General features: G+C 60.1%; 23 protein-coding genes. 14 read left to right on the top strand and 9 right to left on the bottom strand.

The features are described from left to right. Window positions 1-115: 115 nt before the first annotated feature. Window positions 116-1,147, top strand: coding sequence for a quinoprotein relay system zinc metallohydrolase 2 (locus tag GGQ68_RS18580; RefSeq protein WP_183968649.1), 1,032 nt, complete (start codon window positions 116-118; stop codon window positions 1,145-1,147). Here the strand turns inward: GGQ68_RS18580 and GGQ68_RS18585 are convergent, their stop codons facing one another. After that, complete coding sequence (locus tag GGQ68_RS18585) at window positions 1,148-1,753, bottom strand: hypothetical protein (RefSeq protein ID WP_183968650.1); 606 nt, start codon at window positions 1,751-1,753, stop codon at window positions 1,148-1,150. It abuts the gene before it with no gap. Window positions 1,754-1,932: 179 nt separating this feature from the next. Here GGQ68_RS18585 and GGQ68_RS18590 point away from each other — a divergent pair, with 179 nt between their 5' ends. The 7 genes from GGQ68_RS18590 to GGQ68_RS18620 all read left to right on the top strand — a co-directional run bounded on the left by GGQ68_RS18590 (window position 1,933) and on the right by GGQ68_RS18620 (window position 8,327). Continuing rightward, the gene (locus tag GGQ68_RS18590; RefSeq protein ID WP_183962548.1) at window positions 1,933-3,060 is read left to right on the top strand and encodes an S-(hydroxymethyl)glutathione dehydrogenase/class III alcohol dehydrogenase; all 1,128 of its coding nucleotides are present in this window, start codon (window positions 1,933-1,935) and stop codon (window positions 3,058-3,060) included. A gap of 7 nt (window positions 3,061-3,067) precedes the next feature. Beyond that, a complete protein-coding gene (fghA, locus tag GGQ68_RS18595) occupies window positions 3,068-3,892 on the top strand; it encodes an S-formylglutathione hydrolase (RefSeq protein WP_183968651.1) in 825 nt (274 codons plus the stop codon). 29 nt (window positions 3,893-3,921) lie between these two features. After that, window positions 3,922-4,347: a c-type cytochrome gene (locus GGQ68_RS18600; RefSeq protein ID WP_183968652.1), complete on the top strand. Its 426-nt coding sequence runs from the start codon at window positions 3,922-3,924 to the stop codon at window positions 4,345-4,347. 174 nt (window positions 4,348-4,521) lie between these two features. Continuing rightward, complete coding sequence (locus GGQ68_RS18605; protein WP_183968653.1) at window positions 4,522-6,324, top strand: methanol/ethanol family PQQ-dependent dehydrogenase; 1,803 nt, start codon at window positions 4,522-4,524, stop codon at window positions 6,322-6,324. A 104-nt stretch (window positions 6,325-6,428) separates the two neighbouring features. Continuing rightward, a complete protein-coding gene (locus GGQ68_RS18610) occupies window positions 6,429-6,968 on the top strand; it encodes a c-type cytochrome, methanol metabolism-related (protein WP_246429427.1) in 540 nt (179 codons plus the stop codon). After that, window positions 6,952-7,791 (top strand): substrate-binding domain-containing protein, encoded by an 840-nt coding sequence (locus GGQ68_RS18615; protein ID WP_183968654.1) that lies wholly within the window; start codon window positions 6,952-6,954, stop codon window positions 7,789-7,791. Before GGQ68_RS18610 ends, GGQ68_RS18615 begins: the two co-directional genes overlap by 17 nt. Continuing rightward, entirely contained in the window at window positions 7,788-8,327 is a 540-nt protein-coding gene (locus tag GGQ68_RS18620) for a PQQ-dependent catabolism-associated CXXCW motif protein (RefSeq protein ID WP_183968656.1), read from the top strand. The genes GGQ68_RS18615 and GGQ68_RS18620 overlap by 4 nt, the downstream gene beginning before the upstream one ends. A gap of 1 nt (window position 8,328) precedes the next feature. On the opposite strand, the gene GGQ68_RS18625 is transcribed toward GGQ68_RS18620, so the two are convergent. From GGQ68_RS18625 to GGQ68_RS18645, 5 genes are all read right to left on the bottom strand, one after another. Next, window positions 8,329-8,964: a nucleoside/nucleotide kinase family protein gene (locus GGQ68_RS18625; protein ID WP_183968658.1), complete on the bottom strand. Its 636-nt coding sequence runs from the start codon at window positions 8,962-8,964 to the stop codon at window positions 8,329-8,331. A 350-nt stretch (window positions 8,965-9,314) separates the two neighbouring features. Further along, the gene (locus GGQ68_RS18630; RefSeq protein ID WP_183968660.1) at window positions 9,315-9,644 is read right to left on the bottom strand and encodes a hypothetical protein; all 330 of its coding nucleotides are present in this window, start codon (window positions 9,642-9,644) and stop codon (window positions 9,315-9,317) included. 405 nt (window positions 9,645-10,049) lie between these two features. Beyond that, a complete protein-coding gene (locus tag GGQ68_RS18635; protein ID WP_183968663.1) occupies window positions 10,050-11,762 on the bottom strand; it encodes a thiamine pyrophosphate-requiring protein in 1,713 nt (570 codons plus the stop codon). Window positions 11,763-11,852: 90 nt separating this feature from the next. Next, window positions 11,853-12,602 carry an IclR family transcriptional regulator gene (locus tag GGQ68_RS18640; protein ID WP_183968664.1) on the bottom strand — a complete coding sequence of 250 codons (750 nt, stop codon included), beginning with the start codon at window positions 12,600-12,602 and terminating at the stop codon, window positions 11,853-11,855. Window positions 12,603-12,635: 33 nt separating this feature from the next. Then, window positions 12,636-13,577 carry a LysR family transcriptional regulator gene (locus GGQ68_RS18645; protein WP_221235637.1) on the bottom strand — a complete coding sequence of 314 codons (942 nt, stop codon included), beginning with the start codon at window positions 13,575-13,577 and terminating at the stop codon, window positions 12,636-12,638. A gap of 123 nt (window positions 13,578-13,700) precedes the next feature. Between GGQ68_RS18645 and GGQ68_RS18650 the strand changes: the two genes are divergently transcribed. The 5 genes from GGQ68_RS18650 to GGQ68_RS18670 are packed head-to-tail and all read left to right on the top strand — an operon-like array spanning window position 13,701 to window position 19,032. Then, on the top strand, window positions 13,701-14,741 hold the full coding sequence (locus tag GGQ68_RS18650) for a TRAP transporter substrate-binding protein (protein ID WP_183968666.1): 1,041 nt from the start codon (window positions 13,701-13,703) through the stop codon (window positions 14,739-14,741). A 2-nt stretch (window positions 14,742-14,743) separates the two neighbouring features. Then, entirely contained in the window at window positions 14,744-15,268 is a 525-nt protein-coding gene (locus GGQ68_RS18655; RefSeq protein ID WP_183968667.1) for a TRAP transporter small permease, read from the top strand. Then, a complete protein-coding gene (locus tag GGQ68_RS18660; protein ID WP_183968668.1) occupies window positions 15,261-16,619 on the top strand; it encodes a TRAP transporter large permease in 1,359 nt (452 codons plus the stop codon). The genes GGQ68_RS18655 and GGQ68_RS18660 overlap by 8 nt, the downstream gene beginning before the upstream one ends. Window positions 16,620-16,641: 22 nt before the next feature. Beyond that, window positions 16,642-17,538 carry a ketopantoate reductase family protein gene (locus tag GGQ68_RS18665; RefSeq protein WP_183968669.1) on the top strand — a complete coding sequence of 299 codons (897 nt, stop codon included), beginning with the start codon at window positions 16,642-16,644 and terminating at the stop codon, window positions 17,536-17,538. Between the two features lie 48 nt (window positions 17,539-17,586). Next, a complete protein-coding gene (locus GGQ68_RS18670; protein WP_183968671.1) occupies window positions 17,587-19,032 on the top strand; it encodes an aldehyde dehydrogenase in 1,446 nt (481 codons plus the stop codon). A gap of 735 nt (window positions 19,033-19,767) precedes the next feature. On the opposite strand, the gene GGQ68_RS18675 is transcribed toward GGQ68_RS18670, so the two are convergent. Then, window positions 19,768-20,961, bottom strand: coding sequence for an alpha-D-ribose 1-methylphosphonate 5-triphosphate diphosphatase (locus tag GGQ68_RS18675; RefSeq protein ID WP_183968673.1), 1,194 nt, complete (start codon window positions 20,959-20,961; stop codon window positions 19,768-19,770). Here GGQ68_RS18675 and GGQ68_RS18680 point away from each other — a divergent pair. Next, on the top strand, window positions 20,960-21,634 hold the full coding sequence (locus GGQ68_RS18680) for a DUF1045 domain-containing protein (RefSeq protein WP_183968675.1): 675 nt from the start codon (window positions 20,960-20,962) through the stop codon (window positions 21,632-21,634). The genes GGQ68_RS18675 and GGQ68_RS18680 overlap by 2 nt on opposite strands. Here the strand turns inward: GGQ68_RS18680 and phnN are convergent. Both phnN and phnL read right to left on the bottom strand, forming a co-directional pair. Further along, a complete protein-coding gene (gene phnN, locus GGQ68_RS18685; protein ID WP_183968677.1) occupies window positions 21,616-22,158 on the bottom strand; it encodes a phosphonate metabolism protein/1,5-bisphosphokinase (PRPP-forming) PhnN in 543 nt (180 codons plus the stop codon). The two genes, GGQ68_RS18680 and phnN, sit on opposite strands and share 19 nt — an antisense overlap. Continuing rightward, window positions 22,155-22,838 carry a phosphonate C-P lyase system protein PhnL gene (phnL, locus tag GGQ68_RS18690; protein ID WP_183968679.1) on the bottom strand — a complete coding sequence of 228 codons (684 nt, stop codon included), beginning with the start codon at window positions 22,836-22,838 and terminating at the stop codon, window positions 22,155-22,157. The genes phnN and phnL overlap by 4 nt, the downstream gene beginning before the upstream one ends. Between the last annotated feature and the right edge of the window lie 36 nt (window positions 22,839-22,874).

Genomic DNA, 22,874 nt, shown 5'->3' on the forward strand with positions numbered 1-22,874 from the left:
TCCTCGCATGGATGATCTTCAAGCTTGGCACACTGCGCCGCATCGCCCTACAGCGCATTAAGTCTAAGTGGAGCGCCCCCCGCGCTGTGGCAGGATAAGCGTGGGAGGATCTGTCATGTTCGAAGCCGTTGTACTGGTTTGTCTCAATGCAGGCGAAGGTCCTTGTCGTGACGTGCTCTTGCCCGGTGCCGAGGCTGAAACGCAGGCCGACTGTATGGCGCAACTGCCTGACGTGCCGGAGTTTTCAGTCGGTGCATCTCTGGGATCGCCGACCTGCCGCGCAGTGGCGCAAGAGTTGACACTGACAGAGGTCGCGCCCGGTCTCTGGGTGCATGAGGGTCAAATCGCGGAACCAGATGAGGAGAATCGTGGCGATGTTTCCAATCTCGCAATCGTGATCGGAGAGACCTCCGTTGCGGTGATCGACAGTGGGTCCGCGGCCTGGATGGGGGAAGCTGCATGGCGCGCGATTCGCCAACGCACGGATCTGCCGGTAAGCCATATGATCCTGACTCATCTGCACCCCGACCATGTGTTTGGCGCGGATGTGTTCGCGCGCGCAGGGGCAGAGGTGGTGGCGCACGAGGGCTTGTCGCGTGCGCTTATGGACCGGCAGGATAACTACCTGGAAAGCCTTTCCCGTCTGATCGGTGCACAGAACATGATTGGCACCCGTGTGCCGGAGGTGGACAATAGCCTCAGCGACAGCGTCGATATTGACCTTGGCGAACGTACGCTGGAGTTGCAGGCATGGCCTCGCGCGCATACCGGCACGGACCTAACCGTTGTCGACCGCGCCACGGGAACCTTGATTGCCGGGGACCTGCTGTTTCACGGGCACACACCCGCGTTGGACGGCTCCCTGCCCGGGTGGCAGGGGGCGCTGGAAACCTTGATCCGCCAGCCCTTCGTGCGGGCTGTGCCGGGCCACGGGGCAGCCAGTCTCTCTTGGCCAGACGGCGCGGCCCCGCTAGAGCGATATCTCAATCGCCTTGCCACGGACACGCGGAATGCCGTAGCAGGCGGTGAACGGCTTGGCGCGGCCGTCGGCCATATCGCGGAAAGCGAGGCGCCGAACTGGCAGCTCTTCGAGGCCTATAACCCCCGCAACGCCACGGTGGCCTTTACCGAACTGGAGTGGGAATGATTATTCGATCTGGCCGGCCAGAAGTTGCGCTATCCCGTAAAGCCGTCGTTCGAGAAGGACCGGCGTCTCGCACAGGTATGTGATGGATTTTTGCCTGTCTGAGTAGATCGTTTGATCCCAGTCGAGTTGTTCCTCCAAGGCATCGACCCGGTCGAAATCCGGCTCGTCCTTGCTCATTTGGGTGTCCATTTCCATCCGTGCTCCCTCAATCTTTTCCGACAAGCCAATCTGGCCCAGTGAAAAATCACCGATTCCGGAAATGATCCGCGTGCGCCGCCGTGACAGGCCGTCGAACACGTCCTGAAACACCAGCCCCAGAAGTGCGGGATCATGGCCGTGCGCTTTGGCGAAGGCTGCGACCTCTGGCTCCAGTTCTTCCAACGTCAGGCTGCGCAGGGAGAGCTTCTCTGCCAAGGCCGCGATATCGGTCTGCACCGATTCGTCCTCAGGTAGACTTTCGGGAATCGGGTGCGGCCACATAAGACCGGTGGATAAGCGTTCGACCTTGCGCTGGACACAGGGCCACGTCGGGTCCGTGAAATCGGCGGCGATGGCGGAACTGCTGCCGCAGATCAGCGCGATCACGAAAGCTTTGCTCAAGGACATTTGGTTTCCTCCCATATCGGCAGCAAGGATGACGGAGCGCCGCCGCTCTGTCCATGCGCGCGACCGACCCTGGGATGCATCCGATGGTATGCATTGTGCCAACACGTCGCAGCCTCTCATACTCAGACCAAGGACGCCCTTCGCCTGATTGCCATGGGCACGAGAGAGGAAGAGACACTATGCGTACACGCGCCGCCGTGGCCTTGGAGGCCGGCAAACCGCTTGAGGTTATGGAAGTTGAACTGGATGGCCCGAAGGCGGGCGAGGTTCTGGTTGAGATCAAGGCCACCGGCCTGTGCCACACCGACGAATTCACCCGCTCGGGCGACGATCCGGAGGGCATCTTTCCGGCGATTCTGGGCCATGAAGGCGCAGGCGTCGTGCTTGAGGTCGGCGAGGGCGTCACCACGCTGAAGCCGGGAGATCACGTTATCCCGCTGTACACTCCGGAATGCCGCGAGTGCGCCTCCTGCCTGTCGGGCAAGACCAACCTGTGCACCGCCATCCGCAACACGCAAGGCAAGGGCCTGATGCCCGACGGCACCACGCGCTTCAAGATGTTGGATGGGACGCCAATTCATCACTACATGGGCTGTTCCACCTTCGCCAATCACACGGTGATGCCGGAAATCGCCTTGGCAAAGGTACGCGAGGACGCTCCCTTCGACAAGATTTGCTACATCGGCTGCGGCGTCACCACCGGCATCGGTGCAGTGATTAACACGGCAGGTGTTGAGATTGGGTCAACGGCGGCTGTCTTTGGCCTCGGCGGGATTGGTCTGAACGTCATTCAGGGCCTGCGCATGGCGGGCTGTGACAAGATCATCGGCGTCGATCTGAACGACGACAAGGCTGAAATGGCGAAGAAATTCGGCATGACGCATTTTGTTAACCCCTCCAAGGTAGACAACACGGTGCAGGCCATCGTCGACCTCACCAAGACGGAGAAAGACCACCTCGGCGGCGTCGATTATTCCTTTGACGCGACCGGCAACGTGAAGGTCATGCGGGACGCGCTGGAATGTTCGCACCGCGGATGGGGCGTGTCGGTCATCATCGGCGTGGCCCCGGCGGGTGCGGAGATTTCGACCCGTCCGTTCCAGCTGGTCACTGGCCGCGTCTGGAAGGGTACAGCCTTTGGCGGCGCCAAGGGCCGGACCGATGTGCCGAAATTCGTCGATTGGTACATGGACGGCAAGATCGAGATCGACTCGATGATCACCCACAAGCTGACATTGGACGAGATCAACCACGGCTTCGAACTGATGCACAAAGGCGAATCCATCCGCGCCGTCGTCGAGTTCTGAGGGCAGCATGGAGACCATTTCCGAAAATCGCAGTTTTGGTGGCGTTCAGGGGGTCTATCGCCACGCCTCCAACACCTGTGGCTGCGACATGACTTTTGCGGTCTACATGCCGCCGCAGGCGGAGGATGGTCCGGTTCCGGTGCTCTGGTATCTGTCAGGGCTGACCTGCACGCATGAGAATGCCATGGCAAAGGCGGGTATGCAGGAACATGCCGCCGAACATGGCATTGCGCTGGTGTTCCCGGACACAAGCCCACGCGGCGACAACGTCGCCAACGATGAGGCCTACGATCTGGGGCAGGGTGCTGGTTTCTACGTGAACGCCACACGCGCCCCGTGGAAAACGCATTTTCGCATGTATGATTACGTGGTGAACGAATTGCGCGACATCGTGGTCAAGCAGTTCGACGTTCAGGATCGTCACGGGATCACCGGCCATTCGATGGGCGGACATGGGGCTCTGACCATCGCCATGCGCAATCCGGACCTGTTCGAGAGCGTCTCTGCCTTTGCTCCGATCGCAAATCCGACCCAAAGCGACTGGGGTCGCAAGCAGCTTTCCGCCTACCTCGGAGATGATGAAAGTGCATGGGCAGATCATGATGCGACCTTGTTACTAGAGGACAAGGGCTGGAAAGGCGATATCTTGGTAGATCAGGGCCAGGCTGACCAATTCCTGGACCTGTTGAAGCCGGACGCGTTGGCAGAGATGATGGCGCGTCGTCGTCAGCCGGGGACGTTTAGAATGCAGAAGGGTTATGACCATTCGTACTTCTTCGTGAACTCCTTTGCCGGTGACCATGTCGCTTGGCACGCTGAACGGCTTCAGTAGATCGAAACTCGAAAGACAAAAGGTTTAATATGATCAAGCAAGCAATCGCCGCCAGCTTCGTCGCTCTGACGCCTCTGATGGCTGCCGCTGAAAGCCACGAAATGGCCAGTGACGCCGCAAGCGTAGAAGTCGCGGGCGACGCAGAAGCTGGTGAAAAGGTTTTCCGCAAATGCAAAGCCTGCCACCAGGTTGGCGAAGATGCCAAAAACCGGGTCGGCCCAGTGCTGAACGGTGTTGTCGGCTCCGTCGTCGGGTCCAAGGAAGACTTTGACTACTCGGACACGCTGGCCGGCATGCACGATGAAGGCAAAGAATGGACGCCGGAAAACCTGGCTGCGTTCCTCGAAAAGCCTCGTGATTACGCCAAAGGCACCAAGATGGCCTTTGCCGGACTTCGTAAGGAAGAAGATCGGACCAACGTAATCGCTTATCTGGCGACTTTTTCGGGCAAGTAAACCGCCCGACGACCAATTTACTGCACCGCCAAGCAGGAGGCGTGGTGGTGCAGTTACAAGCTTACCGTTCAGCCGGGAGGGAGACCCGGCAGTTCGGTAACAACCGGCCGCGCCCCATCAGATGAGGGCTGGGCCAAGCAGCGGCGCAGGCCGCGAACCAACGGGAGGAAGATCATGCGATCGATCAAACTACTCACTTCGGGACTGGCGCTCTGCGTGGCCACACAGGCCATGGCGAACGACGATCTCGTGGCCAAGATGGACGACCCCACACAGTGGGCAATTCAGACTGGCGACTATAAAAACCAGCGCTACTCGGAACTTGATGCGATCAACGCCGATAACGTGGCGGATCTGCAGGTGGCTTGGACATTCTCGACCGGCGTTCTCCGCGGTCACGAAGGGTCGCCGCTGGTTGTGGATGACATCATGTATGTCCACACCCCGTTCCCGAATATCGTTTACGCTCTGGACCTGAACGACGAAGGCCGGATCATCTGGCGTTACGAGCCCAAGCAGGATCCGGACGTGATTCCGGTCATGTGCTGTGACACCGTGAACCGCGGCGTTGCTTACGGCGATGGCAAGATCTTCTTGCATCAGGCGGATACCAAGGTTGTGGCTCTGGACGCCAAGACCGGTGAAACGGTTTGGGAAGCTCAAAACGGCGACCCTTCCAAAGGTGAAACAAACACCGCGACCGTGCTTCCTGTAAAAGACAAGATCATCGTCGGCATCTCTGGCGGTGAATTTGGTGTCCAAGGCCACGTCACTGCATACGACATGGCCACTGGTGAACAGCTGTGGCGCGCGTACTCTGTCGGCCCCGACGACCAGATCATGTTCGACCCTGAGAAAACCACCAACTTGGGCGAGCCGGTCGGCGCGGACAGCTCGATCAAGACCTGGGAAGGCGACCAGTGGATGATCGGTGGCGGCACCACGTGGGGATGGTACGCGGCAGACATGGAAGAGAACCTGTTCTACTACGGTTCGGGCAACCCTTCGACCTGGAACCCGGCGCAGCGCCCTGGTGACAACCGTTGGTCCATGACGATTTTCGCCCGTGACATCGATACCGGCGAAGCCAAGTGGGTTTACCAGATGACGCCCCACGACGAGTGGGACTTCGATGGTGTCAACGAAATGATCCTCACGGAGCAGGAGATCGACGGACAAGAGCGCAAGCTACTGACCCACTTCGACCGGAACGGCCTTGGCTATACTCTGGACCGCGTGTCTGGCGAATTGCTGGTGGCTGAAAAGTACGACCCCGTCGTGAACTGGACCACCGGCGTCGACATGGACCCGGACTCCGACACCTACGGTCGTCCTGAAGTGGTGGCGGAATACTCTACCGAGCAAAACGGCGAAGACGTCAACTCCACCGGCATCTGCCCGGCGGCGCTTGGCTCCAAGGACCAGCAGCCGGCGGCGTATTCGCCCAAGACCGAGCTGATGTATGTCCCGACCAACCACGTCTGCATGGACTATGAGCCGTTCCGCGTGTCCTACACCGCAGGTCAGCCCTATGTCGGCGCGACCCTCGCGATGTACCCGGCGCCGGACAGCCATGGTGGCATGGGTAACTTCATCGCCTGGGACAACCTCGCAGGCGAAATCAAGTGGTCCTTGCCAGAGCAGTTCTCCGTCTGGTCCGGTGCTCTGGCCACTGCGGGTGACGTGGTGTTCTACGGCACACTCGAAGGCTATCTGAAAGCCGTGCACGCCGAGACGGGCGAAGAGCTGTACAAGTTCAAGACTCCCTCCGGCATCATCGGCAACGTGATGACCTACGAGCATGACGGCAAGCAGTTCATCGGTATCCTGTCGGGTATTGGCGGCTGGGCCGGCATCGGCCTTGCGGCTGGTCTGACCAACCCGAATGACGGCCTTGGCGCCGTGGGTGGTTACGCGGCACTCAGCGACTACACCGCGCTGGGTGGTCAACTGACCGTCTTTGCTCTGCCAGATTAAGGCATGAGTTAAGGGCCAGCTTTTGGCCCCACCAAACCCCTCGGGTCCGACGCCAGGACGTGCGCGTCGGACCCTCCCCCCACGAATTCCCAGAAGGTGAACCCATGATGCGCACCGCATCCCAGACTCTCTTTGCCGCTGCCGTCTGCGTGACGTTGCCCGTCGTTGCCTCCGCCCAAAGCTGGAGTGACCAGCCGGTGAAGCCCGCTGAACACACCGACGAAGTGGCCGTTTCCTACGAGGACGGTGGCATCTACTACAATGAAGACGACATTCCCACCTATAATGCGTCCGAAGATGGCACCGTTGACTGGATGACCTTCTCGGGCTTCCGCCGGTATCACTCCGAATGCCACGTTTGCCATGGCCCCGACGGCGAGGGATCGACCTACGCACCGAAGATCAAGAACTCCGCCGTGCATATGGACTACTATGATTTTTACGACGTGGTGGTAAACGGTCGCCAGAACGGCAACTCTGTCATGCCCCATTTCGGCGATAACCCGAACGTCATGTGCTATCTGAACGACATTTATGTCTACCTGAAGGCGCGTGGCATGGACGCCGTCCCGCGCGGTCGCCCGGCCAAGAAAGAGGCCAAATCCGACCTGATCCGGGAGATGGAAGATGCCTGCATGGGCTAACCTCAAAATGGGCTTGGCATCTGTGATGCTGGGCCTTCTCGCCTTTACCGCGCAGGCCCAGACATCGGATCTGGTTTCAAAGCACGCGCTGCGCGTCTGCGCTGATCCTGCCAACCTGCCCATGTCCTCCAAGGACGGCACCGGATACGAGAACAAGATTGCGGATCTGATTGGCGAAAAGCTCGATCTTCCAGTGCGTTACGAATGGTATCCCATGGCCACCGGGTTTGTGCGCAACACGCTCAAGCCCAAAAAATGCGATGTGATCATCGGCTATGCGCAGGGTCACGAGCTGGTGTTGAACACCAACCACTATCTGACTTCGACATTCGTTCTCATCACACCGCAGGACAGTCCGCTGGCGCAGGTCACGTCGTTGTCCGACCAGACGCTCAAAGGCGCGCGCATCGGCGTCATCGCGGGTACCCCACCCGCAACCCATATGGCGCGCAACGGTCTGATCGGAAAGGCAAAGCCCTACAATCTGACCGTGGATCGGCGTTACGAAAGCCCCGCGGAGAACATGCTCGACGACCTCCAGAATGGAGAGATCGACGCTGCCATTCTGTGGGGGCCCATCGGAGGTCCGCTGGTCAAGCAACAGCACGCAGATTTCGCGGCCATACCGCTTTTCGAGGAAACGCTGCCGCCCCGACTGTATTACCGGATCACCATGGGCGTGCGTCAGGGTGAAAAGGTCTGGCAACGAGAGCTGAACTCGCTCATTCGCCGCAATCAGGATGAGATCAACGCCATTCTGGCGGAGGCGGGCGTGCCTCTGATCAATGACATGGGAACAGGTCTTCTGGACGTCGGCCAATGATCCGCGCGGCGCTGGTCTGGCTGATGCTGGCAGCGCCGCTTGCCGCCCAAGTGACTGAGCCTGATGGTTTTCGGATGGACCACTATCGCGATCCAGTGCCGGAGACAGTGGCCGGCGGCGCCACTATCAGTCCCGAAGGAGCTTATCAGCTTTGGCAGGACGGTGCCGCCTTCATCGACGTTCTGCCGCATGCGCCGAAACCCGCAAACCTTCCCAAAGGCACGATCTGGCGCGACAAACCGCGTCACAGCATCCCCGGAGCACTATGGTTGCCGAATGTCGGCTACGGGGCTCTCGCGGAGGTCACGGCGGACTACTTTCGTCGTGGCTTGACGAACGCCACTGATGCGGATCCCTCCCGGCCAGTGGTCTTTTTCTGCCTGAACGACTGCTGGATGAGTTGGAACGCTGCCAAACGGGCGGCCGACTGGGGCTATTCCGCCGTGTATTGGTTTCCTGAAGGAACGGATGGCTGGACCTTCATGGACTATCCTACTGAGCAGGTGCGCCCGATGGCACCCCAGCCTTCTCAGTGATTTACTGCAAGAACTTCATGTCTGCGTCGATGCTCTCTGAAATCACCGTGCGGCCGTTTGGCATGTCGTTGTCTTCCAGTTTGGCATGGATCTGATCCTCGGTCAGCTGATACCCTTTCCATCGCATCCGCAACCGCCGCGCCAGCTCCTCCTCCGGGACATCAATCATGACAGTTGCGTCAAACAAAGGATGCAGGCGTGTCCAGGGGTCGCGATCCAACAGCAGGTAATTCCCTTCGACCAAGATCAGCGGCACATCGTACCGGATCAGCCGCGCCGACCCACGCGAGATTTCAAGATCGCGGTCAAAAACCGGAACGGCGACGTTTTCCTCTTCGGCGGCCTTCAACCGCTTGAGGACCGAGGCCAATCCACCCACATCAAAGGTGTCTGGCGCGCCTTTCCACGGTCGGCGGTTGCGTGCATGGAGGATCGCATCATCGTAGTGAAAACCATCCATCGGCAGAATGGCCACAGCGCCTTTGCGTCGTTCTTCGATCATCGAAAACAAGGTCTCGACAGTTGTGCTCTTGCCAGAACCGGGTGCGCCAGCGATGGCCATAAACTGACGTCCAGGGCGCTCCAGCAACTCCAGAGCTTTTGCCAGCAACCCATCCAAGTCCACAGTTTTCGTCATATTGGCCCCTCCCGATGAAATGGTAGCGATAAAGGTGTCGAAGACCTTTCGCCGATGCAAGCCGCCTTTCTACGCCTAAGTCGGTTATCTCGCGTTCAAGACACCTCCAAAGGTGTGCAGCCCCAGCCTGTTTCGGGCAGCCTCGTAAATGAAACGATCTGGCTTTGGTGTCCAGTTCTCGCAGATGAATTCGCAAGGCCTGAGGCGGTTGTTCGCTTTGAGGCGGCATGCAAAATCGTAGGCAGTCATTAATTCGGTGCGGTACGGGCAGCTTTTCATGGCTGTCGCATCGGTTTCATTTGATCGTCAGCCGCCGCTGACCCACGAAAATGACAGTTTCCCATCGTCTCTCACCAGTGAGACAATGACCGACGGTCATGCTCCAGAGCCGCATGGAAGTTGGCTTCGGCTGCCGGGCTGTGTCTGATGGGTTCCTGCAGTCGACGAATGTTGAACCAATCGATCCGTTCAAATGTTGCATGCTCCACTGCCTCGAAGCTGCGCCACGGTCCACGACGGTGAATGATTTCAGCCTTGAACAAGCCATTATTCGTTTCTGCCAGAGAATTGTCATATGTATACCCGACACTGCCGACAGACGGGGTGATCTTCACCTCTGCAAGCTGTTCGTTATTCTTGTTCGATAGATGTTGCGGTCCGCGATCCGATTGATGGACCAAGTGATCCTGTCAGGTCTGCATTGATGGACGGAGTGCTCCAATGCATCGAGAGCAAACCCGGCCGTCGCCGTGCGGCCGACGCGCCAGGCCACGCGACTACTGGCAAAGCCATCTGTGAAGAAATCCACATTCACAAATCCCTGACGCGTCGAAGAGCCGGTTCACCTTCTACAATTGACAGGGCATCGCTTAGTCTGGGATGCGTTGTTTTGCATGTCTTGCTAAGTACAATGCTTTCAATCGCAATATCCGTCATCAGGCGTGCGACCGTGAAACGTGCGAGTTCAAAGCCTTCTCGACGCATTTGAAGCCAGATCTTGCGACCGCCATTGACGCTGAGGTTTTCCTCAAACACACACTCAACTTAGGCTTCAGGTCTTCTTCACGCTTGGCGCGAGACAGAGCTCAAGATTTCGCGATGGTGACCTCTATGAGCGCGAGCCCCTTCTTTGCCTCCACATGATCGAGTGCTTCGGCCAAGGCGGTGCGGAACCCTGCCACATCTTTCGCGTGACGCGCGAAGGCGCGGGAGGCTTGGGCGACCTTTACAAAGTTCGGGCTGGGCGAGAGGTCGGTCAAAGGAACCGCATTGGCGCGCGCGGCGTGGCCGTCGGGGTAGATGTCAAGAACGGACTGGCGGACCGCACCCCATTCGCTGTTGTTTAACACGATCACCAACATTGAGATGTCCAGCGCTTCGGCGATCTGATGGCACGCAACGGGATTGGCGAACATGTAGGAACCGTCGCCCATGGTGGCGATAACCGACTTTTCCGGCTGCGCGAGGGCAAAGCCCATTGCCGCCGGAAACCCCCAGCCCAGGCCACCTGAATGCGGCCCGTCAAACCAGCTTTGGTGCTTTTCAAGCAGCATGGATGGCAACTGGCAGCCGAGTTCGGAAAAGACGGCGGCGTCGCGGTCACGCAGGTGCATGGACAGTTCGTGGCTGACCCAGCGTTTCGTCAGAGCCGAGGCGCCTTCGTCGGCACATGCTGCGGTGAAACGTGCGGTTCTGTCTTTTTCGTTGCTGTGTGCGACGGCTTTGGCACGAGCTTGTGCCGCGGACCCGTGACTGTCCTTGAATTTCAAGAGCGCGGTTTCAAGCGCAAGAATGGCCGGAGCGACCTCGGTGGTCATGGCCAGATCGGAGCGGAAATTGCGCACGCCTGTACGCTCTTGCAAGGGGCGGGGACCGATCTGGATGACGGTTGCGTCTTCGAGCGGTTCGGCCTGTGCCGGAGCCCACGGCGCGAGCGCGTCAAGGCAGAGGACCACATCGGCCTTCTCAAGCCAAGGCCGCGGGTCAGGGCCGGTTGCCATCGGGTGCGTGGTCGAGAGCGCGAGTTCAACAGCCCAATATTGGCAGACGGCAATGCCCCAGTCCTCAGCCAGACGCGCCAAGGCGTCGAATGCCTCCGGCGAGCCTGCGCCATGCTGGGCAAAAAGCACGGGGTTCTTCGCTTCGGCGAGCAGCTTCGCGATCTCTTCGATCAGGCTTTGGTCCGGGCCGATTGCGGCGGGGCGCATCTGAGGACGGCGCAGGGCGCCCTGGGCGGGAATAGTTTCGCACAGAACCTCACGCGGGAGGCTGATGTAAACCGGCCCCTTTGGCGTTGAGGACGCGATTCCGTGGGCGCGATCGGTGACATCAAAGACCTGTTCGGGAAAGCGCAGTTCGTAGTCCCACTTGCTGGCCTCGCGGATCAGGCTGGCTTGGTCGAGCATTTCCTGGCCCCAGCCGATGGGCACGGTACGCGCGCCGAGCCGCCCCTTTTCAAGGGTCGGTGTGCGTCCGGAAAAAAGCAGCATCGGGATGTTGTCACAGGCTGCGTTGATCGCGCCCATGGAAACATTCGCGAGCCCGACGTTTGTGTGAACCATGACGGCCTGTGGGCGGCCCGTGGCCAGCGTGTAGCCGTGCGCCATGCCGGTTGCGGCGCTTTCGAACGGCACGGTGACGGTGCGCGGCAGCGACATGCCTTTCGCCTCTCCTTCGGACAAGCCTTCGATGACAGGGGGGAAATCGGTGCCGGAGTTGGTGAAAACATAGTCCACGCCCAGTGCGCTGAAACGCGATAGCAGCGCTGCCCCGGCGGTCATTTTCTTGTCTTCGGTCATCTCGCCCTCATCTAGCGTATCTCACATAGTGAGATGAATATCTCATACAGGATTGTGCGGCTAAAGAAGATTGTCAAGCTTCGGCATCAGTTAGCCGGGAATAGCGTTTGAAACCTCTTGCGCAGCTTCGCGAAGACGCGCCGCGATTTGCGCCTCGTGGTCTGCAGTAAATCGGCTTGCCATGCCAAAAGCCGACAGCGTCATGCGCATGACACCGGCCCCGTCAAACACGGGCACAGCCACGGCGCCGATATCCGGTTCACTTTCCCCACGGTTGCAGGCGAACCCGTCGCGCCAAGCAACATCGATTTCGCGATACAGTGTCTGGCCGTAGGCATCGGTCATTTTGCCGGCTCGGATCAGATCTTTAATCCGCGCGTCCCGCGCCTCCGGTTCCATGTGGGCCAGCCAGAGCTTGCCTTGCGCCGATAGGTGGAGGTCAAGCAGCCGGCCGACCTGAATGTTCACCGAGATCGGGCGCGGGGCGATAGCCGTGGCGATACAGACGACCCCCTCACGGGTGAGCTGCCCCGCCATGACGGATTCGTTCAGGCGGCTGCTAATCTGGGTGATGACCGGCTGAACGGCTGTTGCCAGTGGGTTGGTGCGCTCCGCGATACGGCCAAGGCGCTCGATGTGGTGGCCAAGACTGTAGGCGCCTCTGCGCACCTGCACCACCGCGCCAACTTCCTCCAGCGTAACGAGGAACCGATGTGCCGTGCTGGCGCTCATGTCCAGGGCCTGCGCCACATCTGCGGCTGTCTTTTGGGGCTGTTGTTCGGAGAAGAGGTCAAGGATCTCAAAGGCCTTGATCAGCGACCCATTCAGCGGTGTGGCCATGTTTTCTGCTCCGACGTTGGGGGTGGGACGATTTCACCGGCGATCCGACCTCTGTGCAGCCTCGTCGCAGATGTCGTTACTTTGAAAGAGATCCCTGATCTGTTCACGCAGCCAGACACAGCCGGGATCATGCAATGTGTTGATGTGCCAGACGAGTTGTACCTTTTGACGCCCTTTCGGCAATTTCATGTCAAGAAATGTGGCCTGAGCCGCCTCGACCATACGCCGCCCGAGATACCCGGGCACGATTGCAAAGGCGTTCAGGGTAGAGAGCAACTCTGGCAAGGCACCGAAATTACGAATCCGCATGCAGACGTTGTCGGCCAACCCGCGCTCTGCAAGCACTTTTTCGACGTCGTCGGCGTAGGTCAGGCTTGGCACCGCCATCACGATCCGTTCCTGACCAAGGTCCACTGTTGCCGCGCGCTGGCGCGACAGTCCCGGCGGCCCGATCACGCGATAGTCCTCATTGAAAAGATGCACCTGACGAAGCTGTGGGTCATGCATTTCCAACAAGCCGATGGCCATCTCCGATTCCCGTGTCGCGAGGGTGCGATACAGGTCGAGGAACGGCGACGACGCATTTTCCAACCGGATGCCGGGCGCATGCTCGAACACACGCCGGGCAAGCGGGGCAAGGAAAACCTGCTCGCCCAGCCCGGACAGGGACAGGCGAAAGGTGCGCCTGCTGTTGGCCGCATCGAATGTCGCCGCGTCGTTCAGGACCGATGCGATACCGGAAAGGTGTTCGCGGATGTTTGGAACGATCCGTTCGGTAAAGGGCGTCGGTTCCATGCCTTGACCGCCGCGCACAAACAGCGGGTCGTCGAGCATCTGGCGCAGGCGCTTCAGGGCGTTTGACGTCGCGGGCTGGCTGAGACCGAGATTGGACCCCGCCACTGAAACGGATTGCGCATCGTAGATCTGCAGCAGCAGCTCCATCAGGTTCAGGTCTATTCGGCGCGAGGGTATCATATTTATGAATGACGACTATCCAAACTATCATTTTGACTTTAAGCACAATCCCTTTCATCGTCCATCAAGCTTTTCGGAGGAGAGGCCCTGTGGGCCACGAGAAGCAAATAAGGGAGGATACTCATGAATCGCCGTAACTTTTTTGGCGCGTTGACCGTTGCCGCCTCGACACTCGCTTTGGCGTCAGCCGCACTGGCGGAGGACTATACGTTCCGCCTGCACCATATGCTGGGCCAGCAGGCCCCGGCGCAAACCAAGATGCTGGAACCTTGGGCAAAAGCCGTAGAAGAAAACTCCGGTGGGCGCGTGAAGATCGAGATCTTTCCGTCGATGACACTTGGGGGGCGCCCGCCAGAACTGGTGCAGCAGGCCCGCGACGGGATTGTCGATCTGATCTGGACCGTAAACGGCTACACGCCGGGCCTGTTCCCGCGCACCGAGGTGATGGAACTGCCGACCGTCTACCGGAACGATCCCAAGGCCGCGAACCTCGCGCTTTATGATATGTTCGAGGACGATCTTGCGCAGGACTATGCCGGCCTTGAGGTCATGTTCCTGCACGTGCACGCGGGGCAGGGGCTGCAAACCGCCGATCTCGACGTGACCAGCCTCGACGATCTCGCGGGCGCCAAGCTGCGCATCCCGACGCGCACCGGCGCATGGGTGATCGAGGCGCTCGGCGCCACCCCGGTGGCGATGCCGGTGCCGGAACTGCCGCCCGCGCTGCAAAAAGGTGTTGTCGCAGGAGCGCTGATCCCATGGGAGATCATTCCGCCGCTGAAGATTCAGGATCAGACCAAGTATCAGATCGAAATGTACGAGCGCGAGCGCTTTGGCAACACGACCTTTCAGGTCTCTATGAACCAGGCACGCTGGGACGGGCTTCCCGAAGACATCCAGCAAGCGTTCCGGGACGCCTCCGGCCGCGATTGGTGGGGGCAGGTTGGCGACATCTGGCGCGCCTCGGACGATTTCGGCATCAAGTTCGCGACGGACGCTGGCAACACGCACCGCATCCTGAGCGAGGCGGAAACCCAGCCCTTCCTCGACGCCATGGAGCCGGTCGTGGACCGTTGGATCGAAGAGGTCACTGGCGGTGACATCGACGGCGCAGCGCTGGTCGAGAAAGCGCGCGCTCTGGTCACTGAAAACACGGCAGACTGAAAATGGCTGGCATGTTGGAACAGGAAGGCCGCCCCGAAGGTACCGGGGCGGTCGCGAGGATTGTCGTGATCTGGGCACTTCTTGGCGGGGCACTGCTGCTGGCGGTGGTCGTGATGAATGTGGCTTCGGTGCTTGGCACGCTGGTCGGCTGGCCTGTTCCCGGCGATTTCGAAATGACCGAGATGGGCGTTGCGGTCGCAGCCTTCAGCTTTCTGCCGTACTGCCAGCTGATACGCTCAAACGTGACCGCCGATATCTTTACCCAGAACGCGGGGCCACGCACTCAGGCCTTTCTGAGCCTTCTGGGATCGGTAATCGCGCTGCTCTTTGCGCTGCTGATGCTATGGCGGATGTATGACGGCATGATCGATCAAAAAACCTATGCCTACGAAACCTCGATCCTGCAGATCCCTGTTTGGTTGGCGTTCATACCAATCCTTGTTTCCTTTGCCCTGCTCGCCGTTTCCGCGCTGAGCACACTTTTACAGGACGTCCGGCACCTGTCGAACGGAGCTATCCATGACTGATCCCCTGACGCTGGGCATCGCGGCGCTTGTCGTTCTCGTTGCGCTGATCGCCATTCGTATTCCCATCGGCTACGCGATGATTCTTGTTGGTGGTGTCGGCATCGCGCTGGTGAACGGCATCGCGCCTGTTTTCAACCAGCTCAAGACATTGGCTTACGGTCAGTTCTCTGTTTACGACCTTTCGGTCGTGCCGATGTTCATCCTGATGGGCGCACTTGCGTCCAAGGCGGGGCTGAGCCACGCGCTGTTCCGCGGTGCCAACGCATGGCTCGGCTGGATGCGTGGCGGAACCGCCATGGCCGCCATCGCGGGTTGCGCGGGCTTTGGGGCGGTCTGCGGATCGTCTTTGGCCACGGCATCGACCATGGGCCGCGTCGCGCTACCAGAGCTTGAGAAATACCGCTACTCCGGTGCGCTCGCCACAGGGACACTGGCCGCAGGCGGGGTTCTGGGCATCCTGATCCCGCCCTCCGTGGTGCTGATTATCTACGCCATCATCGTCGAGGCGAACATCGTCACCATGTTTGCCGCAGCTCTGCTGCCGGGCCTTTTGGCGGTGGTTCTGTTCATCCTGACCATTGCGATTTACGTCCGTATAAAGCCTGACGCAGGTCCCGCACACGGCGGGGTCGGCGCGGCAGAGTTCCGCGCCGCAACCATTGGCATGATCCCGGTGCTTTCGATCTTTGGCATCGTGCTGGGTGGCATCTATGGCGGCTTTTACAACCCGACACCGGCAGCGGCCATCGGGGTTGCACTTGTCTGGCTGTACGGGGCGATCACGCGCGAAATCCGCAGTCGCGATATCTTCGGCGCCCTGCGCGAAACGGCATCAACCACCGGGATGATTTATCTTATCCTGCTGGGTGCGGAACTGATGAAGATCTTCATGTCCCGCATCGGTCTGCCGCAGGCAACCGCTGACTGGATCATCCAATCCGGTCTGGAACCGATGTCCGTGATGATCATGCTGCTGATTGCGCTGATCCTCTTGGGGTGCCTGATGGACAGCCTGTCGATGATCCTGCTGGTCATTCCATTTTTCTGGCCGGTCCTCGTCGAGCTGAACGGCGGGCTGTACATGGGGGCCGAGGGATCTGGCTTTGGCATGAGCACCGAGGACCTGAAGGTCTGGTTTGGGATCCTTGCGCTGATCGTCGTGGAGCTTGGATTGATAACGCCACCAGTGGGCATGAATGTCTTTGTGATCTCTTCACTGGCGAAAAACACGCCGATGTCCGAGACCTTCAAAGGCGTCTTGCCTTTCTTTGGGGCGGAGATCGTCCGCGTGGCGGTACTTCTGGCCTTCCCGGGTCTTGTGCTTTGGTTGCCGCAGGTCTTCGGCAGCTAGATCTGGTGAAAAGGAAAAAACGATGAAAATCGCAATACTTGGCGCAGGCGCCCTTGGATCGGTGATCGGGGCTGAACTGCATACGGCAGGTCACGAGGTTGTCCTGCTCGACTTGAACGAAGAGCATTTGAATGCGATCAAGGCAAATGGCCTGCGTGTCGATTGGGACGACCGCACCGAGCATCTTAAAATTCCTGCGATGCGGCCGGATGAGGCACCGCAGGTGGACCTGATAATCCTTCTGACCAAGACAATGCATACAGACGCGGCGCTGGAGGGTGTCGCGCCGCTGATCTCGGGCGGGGCCTGCGTGCTGACGCTGCAGAACGGGCTTGGCAACGTGGAACGCGTGCGCGCCCGCGTGCCGGACGGACAGGTTCTTTATGGGTGCACCATGACGCCTGGCGACCTGCGCGGACCGGGCCACGTGGCAAGCCACGGGTTGGCCTACACCCCCTTTGACGCGTTTGATCCGGACGGGCCCGCCGCGCGCCTGGCGGCCGACGTTGACGGCGACCAGCTGAGCTGGACCGAGACCGCCGCGTCGCAGGTATGGCAGAAGGCGGCATTCAATTGCGCATTGAACGCCACCGCTCTCTTGGGCAAGGGAACCGTTGGCGCGCTTGCTGAACACATTGGCGCGGACCTTGCGCAGGATATTGCCGCCGAGGTGCTTTTGGTGGGTGCGGCGACGGGCGTGACGGGCGATATCCACGCCGTCAGAAAGCAGATCGACTTTGCCTTGCGTGAACACATCGGCCACAAGCCGTCGATGGTGCAGGATGTCGAGGCAGGGCGCAGGACAGAGATCGAGGCGCTGAACGGATACGTCGAACGCGAAGGTGAGAAGCGCGGCATAGACGTGCCGATGAATCGGCTGCTGGCCGCGCTTGTGCGCATGCGCGAGACCCAAAGCTGACAGGCGTTCTACGCCCCGAAACAAGTAACATCTCAGGAGGAGAACACAATGACAGTGGCATTCGTTGTAAACAACACCGACGCTGATCCGGCTGACAAGGGCACCTTTGAACGCATCGACCCGGTGACCGGCAAAGTGGCGACCACCGCTGCGGCAGCCAAGGCCGCCGACGCCGCCTCCGTGGCCAAAGCGGCAGGCGCTGCATTTCCCGCATGGGCCGAAACAGGTCCCGGCGAGCGCCGCGCCCTGTTGAACAAGGCGGCGGACATCATGGACGCGAAGTCCGATGATTTCATCGCGACCATGATAACGGAGACAGGCGCGACCGGCCCATGGGCGGGGTTCAACGTCATGCTTGCCGCAGGTGTAATTCGCGAAGCCGCTGCAATGACCAGCCAGATTGGCGGCGAGGTCATTCCGGCGAACAAGCCCGGCACGCTTGCCATGGGTATCGCCACGCCCAAAGGTGTTTGCCTCGGGATTGCGCCGTGGAACGCACCAGTGATCCTTGGCACCCGCGCGCTGGCAATGCCGCTCGCCTGTGGGAATACCGTGATCCTGAAAGGCTCCGAAGCGTGCCCGAAGACGCATCGCATGATTGTCGATTGCTTTGTCGAGGCAGGTTTCCCCGAAGGTGTCGTTAACTACATCTCCAACGCTCCCGCCGACGCCGCCGAAGTGGTCAAGGCTTTGATCGAGGCGCCGGAGGTCAAGCACGTGAACTTCACCGGCTCCTCTGCCGTGGGGCGGATCATCGGCCGGTTGGCTGGTGAAAATCTGAAGCCGTCGCTGCTGGAGCTGGGCGGTAAGGCGCCGCTTGTGGTCCTGTCTGATGCGGACATCGACGGTGCGGTGAATGCCGCGATCTTCGGCGCCTTTATGAACCAGGGCCAGATCTGCATGTCGACCGAGCGTATCATCGTCGATGAAGAAATCGCCGATGTCTTCACGCAAAAGATGGCCGAAAGAGCGTCGAAATTGCCCTACGGCGATCCGCGCGGTCAAGTCGTGCTTGGCGCGCTTGTAAACCCTGAGGTGGGTGACAAAATGGAAGCTCTGATTGCGGATGCCACCGCGAAGGGTGCGAAGGTTGTCGCGGGCGGACAACGCGACGGTGCGATCCATTCCGCGACTTTGCTGGACGGCGTAACCTCTCAGATGCGCATCTACGGCGAAGAAAGCTTTGGTCCGGTGAAGTCGATCATCCGCGTCAAGGGCGACGACGAGGCGATCCGCGTGGCCAATGACACCGAATACGGTTTGTCGGCGGCGGTCTTCAGCCAAGACATCCAGCGTGCGCTGTCGGCCGCAAAGAAAATCAAGAGCGGCATTTGCCACATCAACGGCCCGACCGTCGCGGATGAACCACAAATGCCATTCGGCGGCGTGAACGATTCCGGCTATGGGCGGTTCGGTGGCAAGGCGGCGATTGCCGAATTCACCAACCTGCGCTGGATTACGATCGAGGATCCGAACCAGCACTACCCGTTCTAAAACGACATTGGGTACATCCAGCCAGCCAGCGCGCCGATCCGGCGCGCTGGTTTCTCTGATCCGACGCGGATGTTGTCATTCCAATGAGACGCTTGGCGGCGCGTTTTCAGCGCAGCGCTGAAAGACCGTCCAAAAATGCCCTTGGCCGATATCAATACCGAGGCGGCATCTAAAAAATGTGCAGTATATTTCCGAAGCAAGTACCCGTTTCCGTCATTGGATACATTGCATGAAATTGATGGGCCAAGGCTCTCCTTTCGCATGGGCTGCGAATGCACTGCCAAGAGGGGTGCGGCGACGGCTTTGAACCGCCGTACGGCAGAGATCAAATCCGCATCGCCGTCCTCAATCGCTACACGTCTCTGCGCATACCCTTGCACAGTTGCCGTGAAGGAAGCCCTATTCGAGTAGACGTCGTCCAGACTTCATCCGATTTGTCGACATGGCCGTACGAGACGATTGCCGTTCGGGTCTTCCGCCGTGTTTCCCGAGCCAGACGCTCGACCATCGCTGCATCAAGGATCTTGAGGATGGCGAACTTGGTCAGACAACTCTCTCAGGGAATTGTTATAGCAGGTATAACAGGGTCCACGAAACTCCTATGCGCTTTAAGCGGCGATGTCGGGGCTGCGCTCCGACATCGCGGATGGAGATATGAAATCAGGCAAATCGTCAGTCAAAGTCCCGCGCCATGAGCTGCCCGGCAGGCCGCGTCCGAAGGCAGTCCAGACCGCACTACCCGACCTGACGGCCCCGGCACCAAACACCGCGCAGGATGGGCGTGTCGTCCAGCGATGTGATGCGCAACAAGTCGCCCAGCAGTCCAACCTTCAATGCGCCGCGATCCGTCAGCCCGGCGGCGCTGGCCGGCGCTTGCGTCACAGTGCGCATCGCGCGCGGCATGTCGTCCCAAAGCGCCGCCAGCCGCCATGCAGACAGCAACAGGGCGGAAGGCACATAATCCGATGACACAATGTCCAACAGGTCAAGCTTGGCCAATTCCGAAGCCGAGACATTGCCCGAGTGCGATCCGCCCCGAATGATGTTCGGCGCGCCCATCATGATATCGATACCACTGTTGCGGCAGGCTTGTGCAGCTTCGAGCGTGGTCGGAAACTCTGCGAAGCGCACGCCATGCGCGGCGGAGTCTACCACCTGAGCCTGCGTCGTGTCGTCGTGGCTGGCAAGGGTTGCGCCCAGACGCCGCGCCTCTGACACCGCGCCGTCCAGATGCCGGGCGCCATGCTCCTCCTGCAAGCCCTTGAGATGCGCCACATGGTCGGCAAACTCCGCATCGCTCATGTTCTTCTTCTTGGCGACGTATTGCTTGAGCTTGGAGAGGTCGCGAAACTGACGCTGTCCCGGCGTGTGATCCATCAGGCTGACGATGCCCACACGGTCGTCCGGCGTGAACTCCGCCAATTCCTCCAGCAGCGTTTCGGAGCAGATTTCGGCCCGAAGGTGCAGAAAGTGGCTGATCCTCAATGCACCAGAGGCCCGCAACGCCATCATCTCGGAGGCCAGTCCACGCGCGTATTTGTCGTAGCGGCCGGTGCCGGAGTGAATGGAGCCAACGCGCATGGCGTCGAACACCGTGGTGATGCCGCATGATGCAAGTTCACCGTCATGGGCCAGCATGGCAGAGACATGCGGCCAGTTGACGCCGGGGCGCGGCTCCATATGGCGCTCAAGGTTGTCCGTGTGCAGCTCCACCAAGCCCGGCGTCACCACATCGCCACCGCAGTCGATAGCGCCCTCCGGCAGGTGATCGCCTTCGCGAATATCGGTGATGGTGCCATTCTCGACGGTAAGTGCGCCGGTGATTTCGACCTCGGGCAGGATCAACCGGGCATTGGCAAGGCAGGCGGAGCCTGACACAGAAGCGTCATGAGCCTGTGTCAAAGCGCCGGAAAGGATAGGAGAGTTCATGTCACAACATTCCCGTTTTGCTATCTATTACATGCCCTCGGTCGGGGCATTGGCTGATTTCGGAGCACAGTGGCTCGGCTGGGACGCACAAGCCGCCAAGTCGCGCGCGCAACCGGATGTTCCGGGCATCACCGCGTTGACAGACGCGCCGCGAAAGTACGGATTTCACGGCACGCTGAAACCTCCGTTCCGCTTGAGGCAAGGCCGCACGGAGGCCGATTTGCGTGCTGCTGTTGCGGATCTCGCGGCCCGCACCGCGCCTGCGCAGGCAGATGGGTTGGTCCTGACGCGGTTCGGGCGTTGGTTCGCGCTCACCCCCACCGGCGACACATCTGGAATTGGTCGCGTTGCGGCGGCCTGCGTCACCGAGCTTGACGACTTCCGCGCCGCCGCCACGGAGGCCGAGCTTGCGAAACGTCGCAAAGGTGGACTGTCCGAAGTACAGGACGCGAATCTGACCCGCTGGGGCTACCCCTTCGTTCTGGATCAGTTCCGCTTTCACCTGACCCTGACCGGCAAGGCGCCCGCCAAGGATCTCGACACAATCGAAGCGCAGATCCAAATACGGCTGCCGACGCTGCCGCAGCCTTTTCTCGTCTGCGACATCTGCCTGAGCGGTGAGCGCGCCGATGGTCGATTTGAGCTGCTGCATCGCTATGCGCTTTCGGGATGAATCAAGGTTAATGCCTGCGCCACGGTCTCATCCAGAGATCCGTCGTTGTGGAGCCTTCGCGCGGCGACCCCCTCGGGCATGGCAAATTCCGCGCGAGCCAGTCGCCCCTTGATTTCCTCGGCGTTTTCGCGGCCGCGCAGGGCTAGCCTCCGGGCCAACACTTCCGGCGCGGCCGTCAGCTGCAGAACCAATAGCCCGGGAAACATCTTTTGCGCCGCAGGCAGCACGCCCCGCGACAGGTTCACCAGCAATGTGGCACCTTCGGCAACCTGATCCCGCGCGGTCTCGGGTATACCATACAGCAGGCCATGCGCGGCCCATGTCAGGCAAAAGGCACCCTCGGTGCGCATCCTTTCAAACCGCTGCGGTGTCACGGCGACAAAGTCCTCTCCGCCGGCCTCAGCAGCCCGTGTGATGACCCGCCGCACAATGCCCACCTTTGGCGACGCGGCAACGATGCCTGCCATCACGCTGTCCTTGCCGACGCCGCTTGGTCCGACGATCGCGATGAGCCTGCCGCTCATGCCGCCCGCGCCGGGGTAAAACCGGTCACGTCAATGACACGATCACAGATACGATCACGGGCGGCCTCGTCGTGAAAGATGCCGACGATGGCTGCTCCGCGTGCTTTGGCATCTTCAATCAGCGACAGGACCACCTCGCGGTTGTGCGCATCCAGCGAAGCGGTGGGCTCGTCCAGCAGCAACGCCGGGTACGGGTAAGCAAAGCCCCGCGCGATGTTTACCCGCTGCTGCTCGCCCCCTGAAAATGTTGTCGGTGACAAGCCCCACAAGGTTTCCGGAATGTTGAGCTGGCGCAGCAATTCGGTGGCACGCACTTCCGCCTCCTGTGCAGACACACCCACCGCACGCAGCGGTTCGGCAACTACGTCCAGCGTCGGCACCCGGGGGACGACGCGCAGGAACTGGCTAACGTAGCCAAGCACGGTTCGGCGCAGCGCGATGATTTCACGGGGTGCTGCGCAACTCACATCGACCCCGCCTACCAAAATCCGGCCAGACGCCGCGCGGTAATTGCCGTAAATCATCCGCATCAGTGTCGACTTCCCGGCACCGGACGCACCGGTCAATGCCACGCATTCGCCGGAGGCCACGGACACTGACGCACCTTTCATGACGTGGATGACCGTGCCTCCCTGATTGTGCAGGGTAAAGGTCTTGGACACATTCTCGATTTCGATCATGACTTCCTTGCTTTCAAAATGCTCCGGGGGAGTGGG

It is taken from the genome of Sagittula marina, from assembly GCF_014196795.1.
GTDB classification, from domain to species: domain Bacteria; phylum Pseudomonadota; class Alphaproteobacteria; order Rhodobacterales; family Rhodobacteraceae; genus Sagittula; species Sagittula marina.